This window comes from Mycobacterium ulcerans subsp. shinshuense (assembly GCF_002355775.1).
Taxonomy (GTDB): domain Bacteria; phylum Actinomycetota; class Actinomycetes; order Mycobacteriales; family Mycobacteriaceae; genus Mycobacterium; species Mycobacterium marinum.
This window is the reverse complement of record NZ_AP017624.1, coordinates 1270532-1283926: the sequence shown is the minus strand read 5'-3', so window position 1 is coordinate 1283926 and position 13395 is coordinate 1270532. Positions and strand designations below refer to the sequence as shown.

The window sequence follows — 13395 nt, the reverse complement described above, 5'->3', positions numbered from 1 at the left end:
CCGGTGACGAACTCATATCCGTCCAGGGTGAACGTCCCGCACAGCCCGCCGGGCAGGGCTCCGGCGTTGTTGAGTAGCAGGCTTGTGAGCTGGGGAATTGTGGATTGAGGAGGTCTAGGCGGCGGTTGGCGGTCAAAGCGGTGATCCGGCAGGCTTCGGCGATGTTGTCGGCGCCGTTGAGGCGGTGCAGATTGATCGCGGTGTTGCGTAGCGTTGCTAGGACCTGTGCGCCGTTTCCGGTATGTGCCCTTTGACGGTCTTCGTCGAAGGTGACGTCGCGTATCCAGTGCAGGCTGTTCTCGATTCCCCAGTGTTGACGCATCCAGGTCATGATCGCGGTAGGGCGGGCGTGCTCGAACGGCAGGCTGCAGATGGCATAGACCACCTCCACGCTGCGCTGGTCGGTGGCGGTGATCAAGCGTTCACGAGTGATCCGGATGATTTGTTTTGCGTAGGGGAAGCCGATTCCTCGTGCAGCGGTGATGATTTGCAGGGTGCGGGTCTCGACACGGCCGTGGCCGCGGGAGTCGTCGGTAGCGGCTGCGGGCACCTCGGCCCAGGGCAGCGCGGTGATACGCGCAAGTATTTTGGCTTGGTTGGACTTGACGATCATCAGGTAGTGCGACTTCAAGGTGGCGCAGATCAACTTCGCGGTGACGACCTGGGTATGCATCGCATCCACGGTGACCAGCCACCGCAAGCTACCCGGCAGCAGCGTGAGCAGGGCACGTACGCAGGGAATTTCATTGCTTTTCTCGGCGACAGCGAGTTGACCGAGCACCAATCGGGCACGGTGGGCGAACACCGACACGAGATGCTTGGCTGTCGCTTTGGCGCGTAAAGCACCACGCCGCATCTTGCCGTCCAACGCGATCGGCACCAATCCACTGGGGTCGCTGCTGGCCACGTGTGCAGTGAAGTAACTGCCCGTCCTGGCGTTGAGGTCGGCGGGGTCTAGCCGAGACAAAACAGCGCGGAAGGTCTTCTCACTGGGCCGCCGGAACCGGACCCCTAATTGGGCCAACACATCATCGGGAGCGGTGGCCGCCCATGTGGCAAAACCAGCATAGCCGCGCATCCCCGCGGCAGTGGCCAGAACCGCGATCGCCAACAAAGCCATCAGCGAATACCTCCGACCGCGTGGGTCCCTCGGGTCTGGCACCGAGGCCAACACATCGAGAAACTCCGATCCGATGAGCTCGCTGCGCTCACCAGGACTCCAGCGGTCGAACACCTCTGGAACCGACGACACAGGCAATACTGAAACGGTAGGCACGAGCAACTCCAGACCAACGACGAACAGTAACCAACTCGATCGTTCTCCAGATAGCCCGTGCCTACACTCCGGCCCCAATAGCGCGGCACCAAAGATCATCAACCCAGCTCACAAGCCTGCTAATCAACAACGCCGGAGCCCTGCTGGTGCCCGACAACTCGAAGATTGCTATGCACAGGAGATTTCCAGCAGATTGCACCAGTTCGCCCAGGCAGGCCGCCGGCGCTTCGGGCCCCGGAGTCTGGCACGGCGGCTTTGGAATCCGGGCGTGAGCGGGTCGGGCACGAAGCTCCGTATCTGGTGTGTGCGGTCTACCTGGTACTGCTTGCCATCGCCGGACTGGGTGCGGCGCTGTTCATGGACAACCTGACCCACGTCATCGAGGTAGCCCACGTCCGCTCGGTACTCGAGGTGTCCGATTCGTGGGGCATCGCGCTGCTCTATTTGTGCTGTTCGGGTTCGTTCTTGGGTATCGCGTTCGCTTTCGGCGAGGTGCTTGGGCACAACTTCGCTGCCGCGGGAGAATCCCATGCGCAAGCCTCGCTGCATGCCGCAGAGATCGCGTTCATCGGGTCGTTGTCGGTGCTCGTGCCACCGTAGGCGCCGTCGGTCGCAGCAACGGCCGCCGTGTTCTACCTACCGTTAGCCACTGCTACGGCTGAATCGGCGATATCGAGTCTGTAGGTCAAGGTCGTCTCTGCATGCAAGTGGGCCGGGTGTCCTCGGTACAACGGACCGGAGTTGGTTTCCCAAGGCTTACAACACTTCTGTGCGAATAGGACCGGGATGGTCTACATCCGGCCGCCTCAAAAGTAGGCTGGAATCGGTAAACGGGGACTCGCCAGACTCGCTTTTGGTCATGATCACTCGGACGTGGGTGATACAGGCGTTATGAAAAATCTATGAGTGAATAGCGTTTGCCCAGGAAGGCTTGCGCCGGCTTCGGATGGCATAGGTAACGTCCACGCTGGAAGTGTCGTGAAGCTTTCGGGCCAACGCTGGTCGGTGCAGGCGCGAGAGGTGCTTCGCGGGTGATTGGTATCGCCGATGGTCCTGGCGTGGTGTCGAACGGCACATGAATAACGTTGCAAAGCACAGGAATTGATGGCGCTGGTCAAGCTGGACGCAATGAGAATGATGTCGCCGGCCGTGCCGGCCGATCGGTTAGGGGTCGACGGCGACGATCATTTGAGCACCAGCCGATGTAGATGCGGAGGCAGGGCGCGTATCGCTTGAGTAAATGGTCTCTGCGGCGTTGCTGGACCGAATCACGGGTCCTGCGTTGGGTGTAGAAATGCGACGACGAGTAGTTCCAGGAGGGCTTTGATGACGGCGTCTGTTTGGATGGCTTCGCCGCCGGAGCAGGGCTCCGGCGTTGTTGATTAGCAGGCTTGTGAGCTGGGTTGATGATCTTTGGTGCCGCGCTATTGGGGCCGGAGTGTAGGCACGGGCTATCTGGAGAACGATCGAGTTGGTTACTGTTCGTCGTTGGTCTGGAGTTGCCCGTGCCTACCGTTTCAGTATTGCCTGTGTCGTCGGTTCCAGAGGTGTTCGACCGCTGGAGTCCTGGTGAGCGCAGCGAGCTCATCGGATCGGAGTTTCTCGATGTGTTGGCCTCGGTGCCAGACCCGAGGGACCCACGCGGTCGGAGGTATTCGCTGATGGCTTTGTTGGCGATCGCGGTTCTGGCCACTGCCGCGGGGATGCGCGGCTATGCTGGTTTTGCCACATGGGCGGCCACCGCTCCCGATGATGTGTTGGCCCAATTAGGGGTCCGGTTCCGGCGGCCCAGTGAGAAGACCTTCCGCGCTGTTTTGTCTCGGCTAGACCCCGCCGACCTCAACGCCAGGATGGGCAGTTACTTCACTGCACACGTGGCCAGCAACGACCCCAGCGGATTGGTGCCGATCGCGTTGGACGGCAAGATGCTGCGTGGTGCTTTACGCGCCAAAGCGACAGCCAAGCATCTCGTGTCGGTGTTCGCCCACCGTGCCCGATTGGTGCTCGGTCAACTCGCTGTCGCCGAGAAAAGCAATGAAATTCCCTGCGTACGTGCCCTGCTCACGCTGCTGCCGGGTAGCTTGCGGTGGCTGGTCACCGTGGATGCGATGCATACCCAGGTCGTCACCGCGAAGTTGATCTGCGCCACCTTGAAGTCGCACTACCTGATGATCGTCAAGTCCAACCAAGCCAAAATACTTGCGCGTATCACCGCGCTGCCCTGGGCCGAGGTGCCCGCAGCCGCTACCGACGACTCCCGCGGCCACGGCCGTGTCGAGACCCGCACCCTGCAAATCATCACCGCTGCACGAGGAATCGGCTTCCCCTACGCAAAACAAATCATCCGGATCACTCGTGAACGCTTGATCACCGCCACCGACCAGCGCAGCGTGGAGGTGGTCTATGCCATCTGCAGCCTGCCGTTCGAGCACGCCCGCCCTACCGCGATCATGACCTGGATGCGTCAACACTGGGGAATCGAGAACAGCCTGCACTGGATACGCGACGTCACCTTCGACGAAGACCGTCAAAGGGCGCATACCGGAAACGGCGCACAGGTCCTAGCAACGCTACGCAACACCGCGATCAATCTGCACCGCCTCAACGGCGCCGACAACATCGCCGAAGCCTGCCGGATCACCGCTTTGACCGCCAACCGCCGCCTACACCTCCTCAATCCACAATTCCCCAGCTCACAAGCCTGCTAATCAACAACGCCGGAGCCCTGGTCGCCGGAGGTGCATTCGGCGTTGTTGAGCGCGGGCCCGGGCCGCGGCCCATTGTATGAGGCCGCGACGGCATGGACGGCACTTTCTGCCGAACACGCCTCGGTAGCAGAGGAGCTCACCACCTTGCTGGGTGGAGCGGCCGCCGCGTGGGAAGGCACAAGCGCGCAGAGCTATGTCGATGCGCACGCGCCGTATTTGGCGTGGCTGACCACCACCAGCGCCGACTACGCGGCGACGGCGGCCGAGCACGAGGTGGCGGCCGGGGCCTACACCAGTGCGCTGGCTGCGATGCCGACACTGGCGGAGCTGGCCATCAACCACACCACCCACACGGCGCTGTTAGCGACCAATTTCTTTGGGCTCAACACCATCCCCATCGCGGTCAACGAAGCCGACTACGTGCAGATGTGGATCCGTCGTCTCGGGCACGACACTAGCCTCGATGCCCCACACCACACCAGTCCCGCCCATACTCAAAGCCCAGATCGGCACAACCAGCGCTCTGGCGGCGACCGGCCAACCCGGCATACTCTCGCTTTTTTGGGATGGCATTCTGCTGCTCTTGCAAGTTCCTGGCGAACTTCTCGCCCTCCTTCTGGCGGGACAATTTCTGCCGGCCCTGGTGCTTGCCCTGCTGGCCGTGGGTGCAATCTTTCTGCTTCCGGTTGCGCTTGTCTTGGACATTCTCGCAGCCTTTCCCATTTTGGTTCAGATACTGGCTTGGCTGATAGCGTTGTCCGTCGCGCTTGCCGTGCTGCTCTCTCCTTTGATCGCGGTTTTAGCGGCACTGTCCGCGGTTTTAGCGCCACCGGTTTCGGCGGTGCTTCTTGCGTCGGGGATTGCCACGGCTGTGGCGTTGACCGGCACTGAGCGCGGCTTATCGGCTGCGTTCGATACTGATATCGCCCGAAACCTCCCATTGCTGCCAAGCTTGTACGCGCAGCCAGCAACTTTGCCCACCGGGCCCGCCAACGCGGGACTGGCAACAGCGAGTGCCGCCCCCGTTGCTGCACATACCGCGACAGCCTCGTCGGCGAATCAGCCTTCTGCAATGGAACCGACGGGCAATCGACCGTCGGGCACCATGCCGGAAACCCTGCTGACATCGGCGCCAGCTGCCGCATCGCTAAGCCCGGTAGCTGCGGCGATGTTCGGTGAACACCAGGTGCGGACACTGGGCTTCGCGGGAACCTCCCCTACGGAGTCTCTTCAATCCCCAGCCGGGATAGCGGTTCTCGAACCCAGCCATCACGGCGGAGACCCACAACTGCCGATGCTGCCCACCACCTGGGGCCCCAGCTAAACCAACGGCTGGTCCTGCCCTAATGGCGATGCCAACCCGTGGTTCACCGACCTGGCCCCGGCCGAGGAGCGCCGCGCTCAAGCCGTCCACCCGGCCAGTTATTTCGGAATCTGCCGACCGGAGCCCCGATTGCGTTGTGGTCGTGTGACATACGGAACTACTTGGCTCAGCGAAGTGGAGCTACCATCTACGTCTGGGCGCCTTGGACATCTTCTCGCGCTACGTCGTGGGCTTGTGTCGTGCTTCCGGCCCCGGAGTCTGGCACGCCGGCGTTGGAATCCGGACTCGTGCAGGAGAACAGAACTCGGGCTGGGAGGTCAATCATATCTGGCCATGAATTGGCCCGGCGGCCTCTCGGAGAATCAGGGTGTGAGCGGGTGCATACGGTCGCTGGATGTACCGATCCAGTCTGCTGGAAATCTCCTGTGCATGCGCCGTATCGAGTTGCTGAGCGCCCCGAATTCGGTTTGACTAGTTGGACCAGCTAGCAATCTTTTTTCGACCCAAGATGGCGGTGGGGCTCGCCATAACCGCGCGTCGATTATCGACGGTCAACGGTCCCTGCGGAACAGATCAATATTCGGCTTGCCAAACATGCGGGCCACATGTAACGCGGAGGATGGCAAGTGTTCTTACAGTTTTCGTCAACATGTGCTGACGGGTTGTTTAGGCCGGCCTCGGGCGCGGCCGGATCATCGGCGGGACTCCCCGCGGCGACGGCCCGGTATGCTTGGACGCGCCCGAAGCGGCATCCGGCGGTCCAAGAACAGCCCTCGTGTCGGTACATCTCCACGCGCTGTGTGCGGGCAAGCCCGGTGTGGTGGCGAAATGGCAACAACTCCAGCGGTTTTCGATGAAGAGACCGACTCCCCGATACGCCCTGCGTTGGACTCCCGGGCAACTAGTAGTGATTCGATGATTCACCCGACGTCGTCTGTGAAAGGTAACTACCGCATGGCGCCTACCCATCGCATCGCAGATTGGGATCCTGAGGACGTATCGGCCTGGAATGCCGGCAATAGTGTCATCGCTAGGCGAAATCTCATCTGGGCCAACGTGACCGCACATGTGGGCTTCTCGATCTGGTATCTGTGGTCGGTCATGATGCTGTTCATGCCGCAGTCGGTCTACGGTTTCTCGACCGGGGACAAGCTGCTGCTGGGCGCCACAGCCACGTTGGTCGGAGCGCTGGCGCGTATTCCCTATGCGATGGCAACCACGAGATTCGGTGGCCGCAGCTGGGCTGTGTTCTCGTCAGCCGTGTTGTTCATCCCCACCATCGGGGCGGTAGTGCTACTGGCCAACCCGGGTCTGCCGTTGTGGCCGTATCTGGTGTGTGCGGCGCTTACCGGCCTGGGGGGTGGCAACTATGCCGCCTCGCTATCGCACGCTGAAGCGTTCTACCCTCAGCGTCTGAAGGGGTTCGCCTTGGGGCTTACCGGTGGCTTATCCAACCTGGGGTCGGCGGCCATTCAGGCGGTGGGCCTTGTGGTCTTGGCCACCGCCGGGCACGAAGCTCCGTATCTGGTGTGTGCGGTCTACCTGGTACTGCTTGCCATCGCCGGACTGGGTGCGGCGCTGTTCATGGACAATCTGACCCACGTCATCGAGTTAGCCCACGTCCGCTCGGTACTCAAGGTACCCGATTCATGGGGCATCGCGCTGCTCTATTTGTGCTGTTCGGGTTCGTTCTTGGGTTTCGCGTTCGCTTTCGGCCAGGTGCTTCAGCACAACTTCGCTGCCGCTGGAGAATCCCATGCGCAAGCCTCGCTGCATGCCGCAGAGATCGCGTTCATCGGGCCGCTGCTCGGGTCGTTGTCGCGCATCTTCGGCGGCAGGCTGGGGGACCGGGTAGGAGGTGGTCGTGTCACCTTCGCGGCGTTGGCGGCGATGATCGTGGCCGGCGGATTCCTGGTCGCGGTCAGCACCCACGACGATCTCACCCGTGGCCCCAACGGCCAGGTGACGGGCACCACAATGATCGGCTACATCTGTGGCTTCATCGCGCTGTTCATCTTCTGCGGCGTCGGTAAGGGGTCGGTCTTCAAGTTGATCCCCTCGGTGTTTCGGAAGCGCAGTCGTTCGATGAATCTCGACGGGGCTCAACGCCGCCACTGGGAGCGCGTGATGTCGGGTGCGCTGATCGGATTCGCCGGCTCCCTCGGGGCGCTGGGGGCAATGGCGATCAACCTGGTGTTGCGCCAGTCCTACGTGAGTACGGGCACGGAGACACCCGCGTTCTGGATCTTCTTGCTGTGCTACATCGCCGCCGCAGCACTGACCTGGGTTCGGTATGCGCGTCCGCGCGGGGTGTTGTTGCCAGCCGCTGCGCTACTGCCGGCCGCGGCTGAGGTTCCCGTCACGTAAAAGCCCGCGTCCGAACCGGTTTGGATCAATGATGTGGTGGCCACTCGTTTGCAAGACCGCTTGATTCAGCGGGTCTGGTCCGCTGATCGTCGGTAACGGCCGCGGCCCCGCCCCCAGATGGAGGCGGGGCCGCGGCGTTACCCGGCGACGGGGCTGTGGGAGGCTATGCCTCCTCGAGGAAGCGCCCCGTGACGTCAGAACCCGTCGACCGCATGGTGATCGACAGGTTTAGCAACTTGTCCTTGGCCTGCTTTGGCGGCAACTCGATAGAGCGGGTGGTCGCAGAGTCGTACTTGGCCGACCCATACCGCTGCAGGATGAGATCTTTTTGCTCTTCCGTGGTGGAGATCGCCAGGAGTTTCATGCCGGCAAATGCTTCCTCGGCCAATTGCGCCATCCCCGCCTACTCTAGCAGGGCTCCGGCGTTGTTGATTAGCAGGCTTGTGGGCTGGGGAATTGTGGATTGAGGAGGTCTAGGCGGCGGTTGGCGGTCAAAGCGGTGATCCGGCAGGCTTCGGCGATGTTGTCGGCGCCGTTGAGGCGGTGCAGATTGATCGCGGTGTTGCGTAGCGTTGCTAGGACCTGTGCGCCGTTTCCGGTATGTGCCCTTTGACGGTCTTCGTCGAAGGTGACGTCGCGTATCCAGTGCAGGCTGTTCTCGATTCCCCAGTGTTGACGCATCCAGGTCATGATCGCGGTAGGGCGGGCGTGCTCGAACGGCAGGCTGCAGATGGCATAGACCACCTCCACGCTGCGCTGGTCGGTGGCGGTGATCAAGCGTTCACGAGTGATCCGGATGATTTGTTTTGCGTAGGGGAAGCCGATTCCTCGTGCAGCGGTGATGATTTGCAGGGTGCGGGTCTCGACACGGCCGTGGCCGCGGGAGTCGTCGGTAGCGGCTGCGGGCACCTCGGCCCAGGGCAGCGCGGTGATACGCACAAGTATTTTGGCTTGGTTGGACTTGACGATCATCAGGTAGTGCGACTTCAAGGTGGCGCAGATCAACTTCGCGGTGACGACCTGGGTATGCATCGCATCCACGGTGACCAGCCACCGCAAGCTACCCGGCAGCAGCGTGAGCAGGGCACGTACGCAGGGAATTTCATTGCTTTTCTCGGCGACAGCGAGTTGACCGAGCACCAATCGGGCACGGTGGGCGAACACCGACACGAGATGCGTGGCTGTCGCTTTGGCGCGTAAAGCACCACGCAGCATCTTGCCGTCCAACGCGATCGGCACCAATCCACTGGGGTCGCTGCTGGCCACGTGTGCAGTGAAGTAACTGCCCATCCTGGCGTTGAGGTCGGCGGGGTCTAGCCGAGACAAAACAGCGCGGAAGGTCTTCTCACTGGGCCGCCGGAACCGGACCCCTAATTGGGCCAACACATCATCGGGAGCGGTGGCCGCCCATGTGGCAAAACCAGCATAGCCGCGCATCCCCGCGGCAGTGGCCAGAACCGCGATCGCCAACAAAGCCATCAGCGAATACCTCCGACCGCGTGGGTCCCTCGGGTCTGGCACCGAGGCCAACACATCGAGAAACTCCGATCCGATGAGCTCGCTGCGCTCACCAGGACTCCAGCGGTCGAACACCTCTGGAACCGACGACACAGGCAATACTGAAACGATAGGCACGGGCAACTCCAGACCAACGACGAACAGTAACCAACTCGATCGTTCTCCAGATAGCCCGTGCCTACACTCCGGCCCCAATAGCGCGGCACCAAAGATCATCAACCCAGCCCACAAGCCTGCTAATCAACAACGCCGGAGCCCTGAATACCCATGAAGCTGAATATAGGGGGGTAATCTCCGCGACATGACCCTCAACCTGTCCGTCGACGAAGTCCTGACCACGACCCGCTCGGTCCGCAAGCGACTCGATTTCGACAAGCCGGTGTCGCGCGAAGTGTTGATGGAATGCCTCGATCTGGCGCTGCAGGCGCCCACCGGTTCCAACTCGCAGGGTTGGCAGTGGGTGTTTGTCGAAGATGCGGACAAGAAGAAGGCGATCGCCGACGTCTACCTGGCCCGGGCCCTCAGCTACCTGAGCATGCCGGCACCCGAGTACGCCGAGGGTGACACTCGGGGTGAGCGGATGGGCAAGGTCAGGGACTCCGCGACCTACCTCGCCGAGCACATGCATGAGGCGCCGGTCCTGATGATCCCGTGCATCCAGGGCCGGGAAGACAAATCGCCGTTGGGCGGAGTGTCCTTCTGGGCCTCGCTGTTTCCGGCGGTCTGGAGCTTTTGTCTGGCGCTACGGTCCCGCGGATTGGGCTCATGCTGGACAACACTGCATCTGCTGGCCGACGGTGAGCGGCAGGTAGCCGACGTCCTTGGCATCCCCTACGACGACTACAGCCAGGGCGGGCTGTTCCCGATCGCCTACACCAAAGGCACCGACTTCCGCCCGGCCAAGCGGCTGCCCGCCGACCGCCTGACGCACTGGAACAGCTGGTAGTCGGCGCCGCGTCAGCCCGGGTTGCCGTCGGCGCCGCGGGCGCCGTCGAAGGCGGGGCCCCCGAGGCCGTCGGCACCGCGGTTGCCATCAGACCCTTGACCGCCACCGGTGCCCGGATCGCCGCCCGCGCCTAAGGCGCCATGCAGACCGCCGTCACCGCCGGTACCGCCGTCACCGGCGGTTCCGGTGACGCCCTGTGCGCCGCTCAGTAGCCCGCCGCGGCCACCGCTGGCTCCCTGGCCGCCGTTGCCGCCGTCGCCACCCGTGCCGCCATGACCGGCATCGCCGCCCGCCCCGCCATCGCCACCGAATGCCGCTACCGCGCTCGTGGCGTTGCCGCCATGGGCGCCGGCGACGCCGGAACCCCCCGCGCCACCGGTGCCGCCCATGCCGCCGACACCGCCCTGTCCGCCAGCACCGCCGTCGCCGATCAACCATCCGCCGTCGCCGCCGACGCCGCCGGCGCCACCGTCACCGTCACCGCCGGCTCCGCCATGCCCACCGGTGCCGCCGGCACCGCCATCACCGCCGGTGCCGCCGTGGGCCCCGTACAAGGTGGAGGCCGCGCTGTCGTTGTTGGAGCCGGTAAAGCCGGCGGGTCCGCCGTCGCCACCGATGGCACCGGCACCACCGGCACCACCGGCACCGCCGGCGCCACCGGCACCACCGGCACCGCCGGCGCCACCGGCACCGCCGCTGCCGATCAGCCAGCCGCCGCGTCCTCCCGCGCCACCAGAACCGCCCCCGCTGCCGGCTAGGCCGTCCGTACCGGTGCCGCCGGTGCCGCCGTTGCCTCCGTTGCCCCCGATGGCGACACCGTTGTAGGAGGCGGCGACGCCGGCGACACCACTGGTGCCACCGTCGGCACCGCCCTGGCCGCCTTGCGCGCCGTTGCCGCCGTCACTGGCGGTCGCGGTAAGGCTGGTGACGGGTTGGGAGGCGGAGCCGTCGGCCCCGCCATTTCCACCGGTGACACCGGCTCCGCCGGGAGTGCCGTCGGTGCCCGGGGTCGCGGAGACGGTGTTGGTGGCGGCGTCGTAGATGTTGCTGTCGCCGTCGGCGCCGTTGAGGGCCGTGTCATGGGTGGGGGTGGGGTTGACGCCGCTGTTGCCGGCTAGGCCGCTGCCGCCGTGTCCACCGGCGCCGCCGTTGCCCCATAGTCCGGCGGCGCCGCCGGCGCCGCCGTTGCCTCCGGTGCCGCCGGCGACCAGGGCGTTGCCTCCGGTGCCGCCGCCACCGCCGCTTCCGTAGAGCCAGCCGCCGTTGCCGCCGGTTCCCCCGGCCGCGCCGCCACCGCCGTTGCCGCCGGCCCCGCCGTTGCCGATCAGTCCGGCGTTGCCGCCGTTGCCGCCGGCGGCTCCGGCGGTGGCGCCGTTGTTGAAGCCGGCACCGCCGTTGCCGTAGAGCAGGCCGCCGGCGCCGCCGTTGGGGTTGGTGGCGGTGCCGGCGGCGCCGTCACCGATCAGGGGGCGGCCGAGCAAGGTTTGGGTGGGCGCGTTGATCAGGCCCAGGGCGTTTTGTTCCACGGTCTGCAGGGGTGAGGCGTTGGTTGCCTCGGCGCCGGTGTAGGCGCTCGCGCCGGCGGTGAGCGCTTGGGCGAATTGGTCGTGAAAGGCCATCAGCTGGTTGGCGAGCCGTTGATAGGCCTGGCCGTGGCCGGAGAACAGGGATGCCACCGCCGTCGATATCTCGTCGGTGCCGGCGGCCAGCAGGTTGGTGGTGGGAACCGTTGCGGCCGCATTTGCCGCGCTCAGCGCCCGGCCGATGTTTGCTACGTCAGCCGCCGCAGCCGATACCGCCTCGGGGAATACCGCTATTGACGACATTGCTGTCCTTTCGGGACGTCACATCCGGAGCCGGAAATTTCCCGCACGGTAAGGCGGTTGGGGGCACCCGATTTCCCTTACGGGATTTCTGCAGCTGATTGGCAGAAAACTCACAGGTCGGCGGATGGCGGAGCGTCGAAATCCGGCCGGTTGCAGCCCGGTCTGCCTCGTGACGTGCCGCTAGAGCGCTCCCGGGTAGCCGTGCTGCCGCCACGCCTCATACACCGCGACGGCCGCGGCGTTGGCCAAATTCAGCGAGCGCCGGCCCGCCAGCATGGGGATACGCACCTGTTGGGTGATATGCGCGTCGGCCAGCGTCGCCGCGTCCAGGCCGGTGGGCTCGGGCCCGAACATCAGCACATCGCCGGGCCGGAAGTCGACGTCGGAGAACGTGACGCTGGCCCCGGCGGTGAAGGCGAACACCCGCGCCGGTAGCAGTGCGTCCCACGCCTGCGTGAGGGAGCCGTGGACGGTGACTGAGGCCAAGTCGTGATAGTCGAGCCCGGCTCGCCGGAGTTTGGGCTCGGACAGATCGAAGCCCAGCGGTTCTACCAAATGCAGCTCACAGCCGGTCGCGGCCGCGGTCCGGATGGCGTTGCCCGTGTTGGGGGCGATGCGAGGCGAGTAGAACAGCAGCTTGAACACAACACGCCATCCTTCCGCTAAGCCGGCCGCCCACGCCCAGCGCCCGCACCCGGGCGATAATGCTCGCATGGTCGAGCAGAGCATCTGGATGCAGAAGGTTGCTGCCGATCCCGGACATTCGCGCTGGTATATCGAGCGGTTCCGGGCCATGGCCCGCGCGGGCGAAGACCTGGTCGGCGAGGCACGCCTGGTGGACTCGATCGCGCCGCGCGGTGCCCACATTCTTGACGCGGGCTGCGGCCCCGGCCGGTTGGGTCGTCATCTGGCCGCGGCCGGTCACCGGGTGGTCGGCGTGGACGTCGATCCGGCGCTCATCGAAGCGGCCGAGCAGGATTATCCCGGCCCGCAGTGGCTCGTCGGCGACCTCGCCGAGCTTGACTTGCCCGCGCGCGGCATTGCCGAGCCGTTCGACTTAATCGTCTCCGCCGGCAACGTGATGACATTCCTGGCCCCGAGCACCCGGGCTCGAGTGCTCGGCCGGCTACGTGCGCACCTGTGCAGCGACGGCCGAGCGGTGATCGGCTTCGGCGCGGGCCGCGACTACGCGTTCGCCGACTTCCTCGACGACGCGCAAGCCGCCGGGTTGGTGCCCGATCTGCTGCTATCCACCTGGGATCTGCGACCGTTCACCGATGACTGCGACTTCCTGGTCGCGCTGCTTCGCCCGGCCTAGGCTCCGGCGGCCCGCGGGCCTGTTGCGGCCGAGGTTATCTGCTCGGTAACAATTATGGAGACCACGGCTCTGGGCTGTCATACTCGTCGAATTGCCAGGCGTTGCTTGGCGC

Annotated in this window: 7 protein-coding genes and 4 pseudogenes; 6 read left to right on the top strand and 5 right to left on the bottom strand. The window is 64.5% G+C overall.

Annotated elements, in window-relative coordinates; all coding sequences use genetic code 11:
* Positions 1-76: 76 nt before the first annotated feature.
* Positions 77-1276: pseudogene (locus SHTP_RS06035) on the bottom strand (ISAs1 family transposase); the annotation flags it as partial.
* Between the two features lie 279 nt (positions 1277-1555).
* Here SHTP_RS06035 and SHTP_RS06030 point away from each other — a divergent pair.
* The 4 genes and pseudogenes from SHTP_RS06030 to SHTP_RS06015 all read left to right on the top strand — a co-directional run.
* A pseudogene (locus tag SHTP_RS06030) lies at positions 1556-1855 on the top strand (MFS transporter); the annotation flags it as partial.
* Positions 1856-2781: 926 nt separating this feature from the next.
* Positions 2782-3984, top strand: coding sequence for an ISAs1-like element IS2404/ISMul1 family transposase (locus tag SHTP_RS06025; protein ID WP_420872951.1), 1203 nt, complete (start codon positions 2782-2784; stop codon positions 3982-3984).
* 30 nt (positions 3985-4014) lie between these two features.
* Positions 4015-5308: pseudogene (locus SHTP_RS06020) on the top strand (PPE domain-containing protein).
* A 954-nt stretch (positions 5309-6262) separates the two neighbouring features.
* The gene (locus SHTP_RS06015; protein ID WP_172900510.1) at positions 6263-7675 is read left to right on the top strand and encodes an MFS transporter; all 1413 of its coding nucleotides are present in this window, start codon (positions 6263-6265) and stop codon (positions 7673-7675) included.
* A 163-nt stretch (positions 7676-7838) separates the two neighbouring features.
* On the opposite strand, the pseudogene SHTP_RS06010 reads toward SHTP_RS06015, so the two are convergent.
* A pseudogene (locus SHTP_RS06010) lies at positions 7839-8078 on the bottom strand (DUF6955 family protein); the annotation flags it as partial.
* Between the two features lie 29 nt (positions 8079-8107).
* Positions 8108-9310 carry an ISAs1-like element IS2404/ISMul1 family transposase gene (locus SHTP_RS06005; protein WP_420872950.1) on the bottom strand — a complete coding sequence of 401 codons (1203 nt, stop codon included), beginning with the start codon at positions 9308-9310 and terminating at the stop codon, positions 8108-8110.
* A gap of 184 nt (positions 9311-9494) precedes the next feature.
* On the opposite strand from SHTP_RS06005, the gene SHTP_RS06000 reads away from it, so the two are divergent.
* Positions 9495-10139 carry a nitroreductase family protein gene (locus tag SHTP_RS06000; RefSeq protein WP_096370060.1) on the top strand — a complete coding sequence of 215 codons (645 nt, stop codon included), beginning with the start codon at positions 9495-9497 and terminating at the stop codon, positions 10137-10139.
* A gap of 11 nt (positions 10140-10150) precedes the next feature.
* On the opposite strand, the gene SHTP_RS05995 is transcribed toward SHTP_RS06000, so the two are convergent.
* Together SHTP_RS05995 and SHTP_RS05990 are read right to left on the bottom strand one after the other, a co-directional pair.
* The gene (locus SHTP_RS05995) at positions 10151-11965 is read right to left on the bottom strand and encodes a PE family protein (protein WP_096370059.1); all 1815 of its coding nucleotides are present in this window, start codon (positions 11963-11965) and stop codon (positions 10151-10153) included.
* Between the two features lie 180 nt (positions 11966-12145).
* On the bottom strand, positions 12146-12610 hold the full coding sequence (locus tag SHTP_RS05990; protein ID WP_012393046.1) for a tRNA (cytidine(34)-2'-O)-methyltransferase: 465 nt from the start codon (positions 12608-12610) through the stop codon (positions 12146-12148).
* A 67-nt stretch (positions 12611-12677) separates the two neighbouring features.
* Between SHTP_RS05990 and SHTP_RS05985 the strand changes: the two genes are divergently transcribed.
* Positions 12678-13283: a class I SAM-dependent methyltransferase gene (locus SHTP_RS05985; protein ID WP_096370058.1), complete on the top strand. Its 606-nt coding sequence runs from the start codon at positions 12678-12680 to the stop codon at positions 13281-13283.
* Positions 13284-13395: the final 112 nt, after the last annotated feature.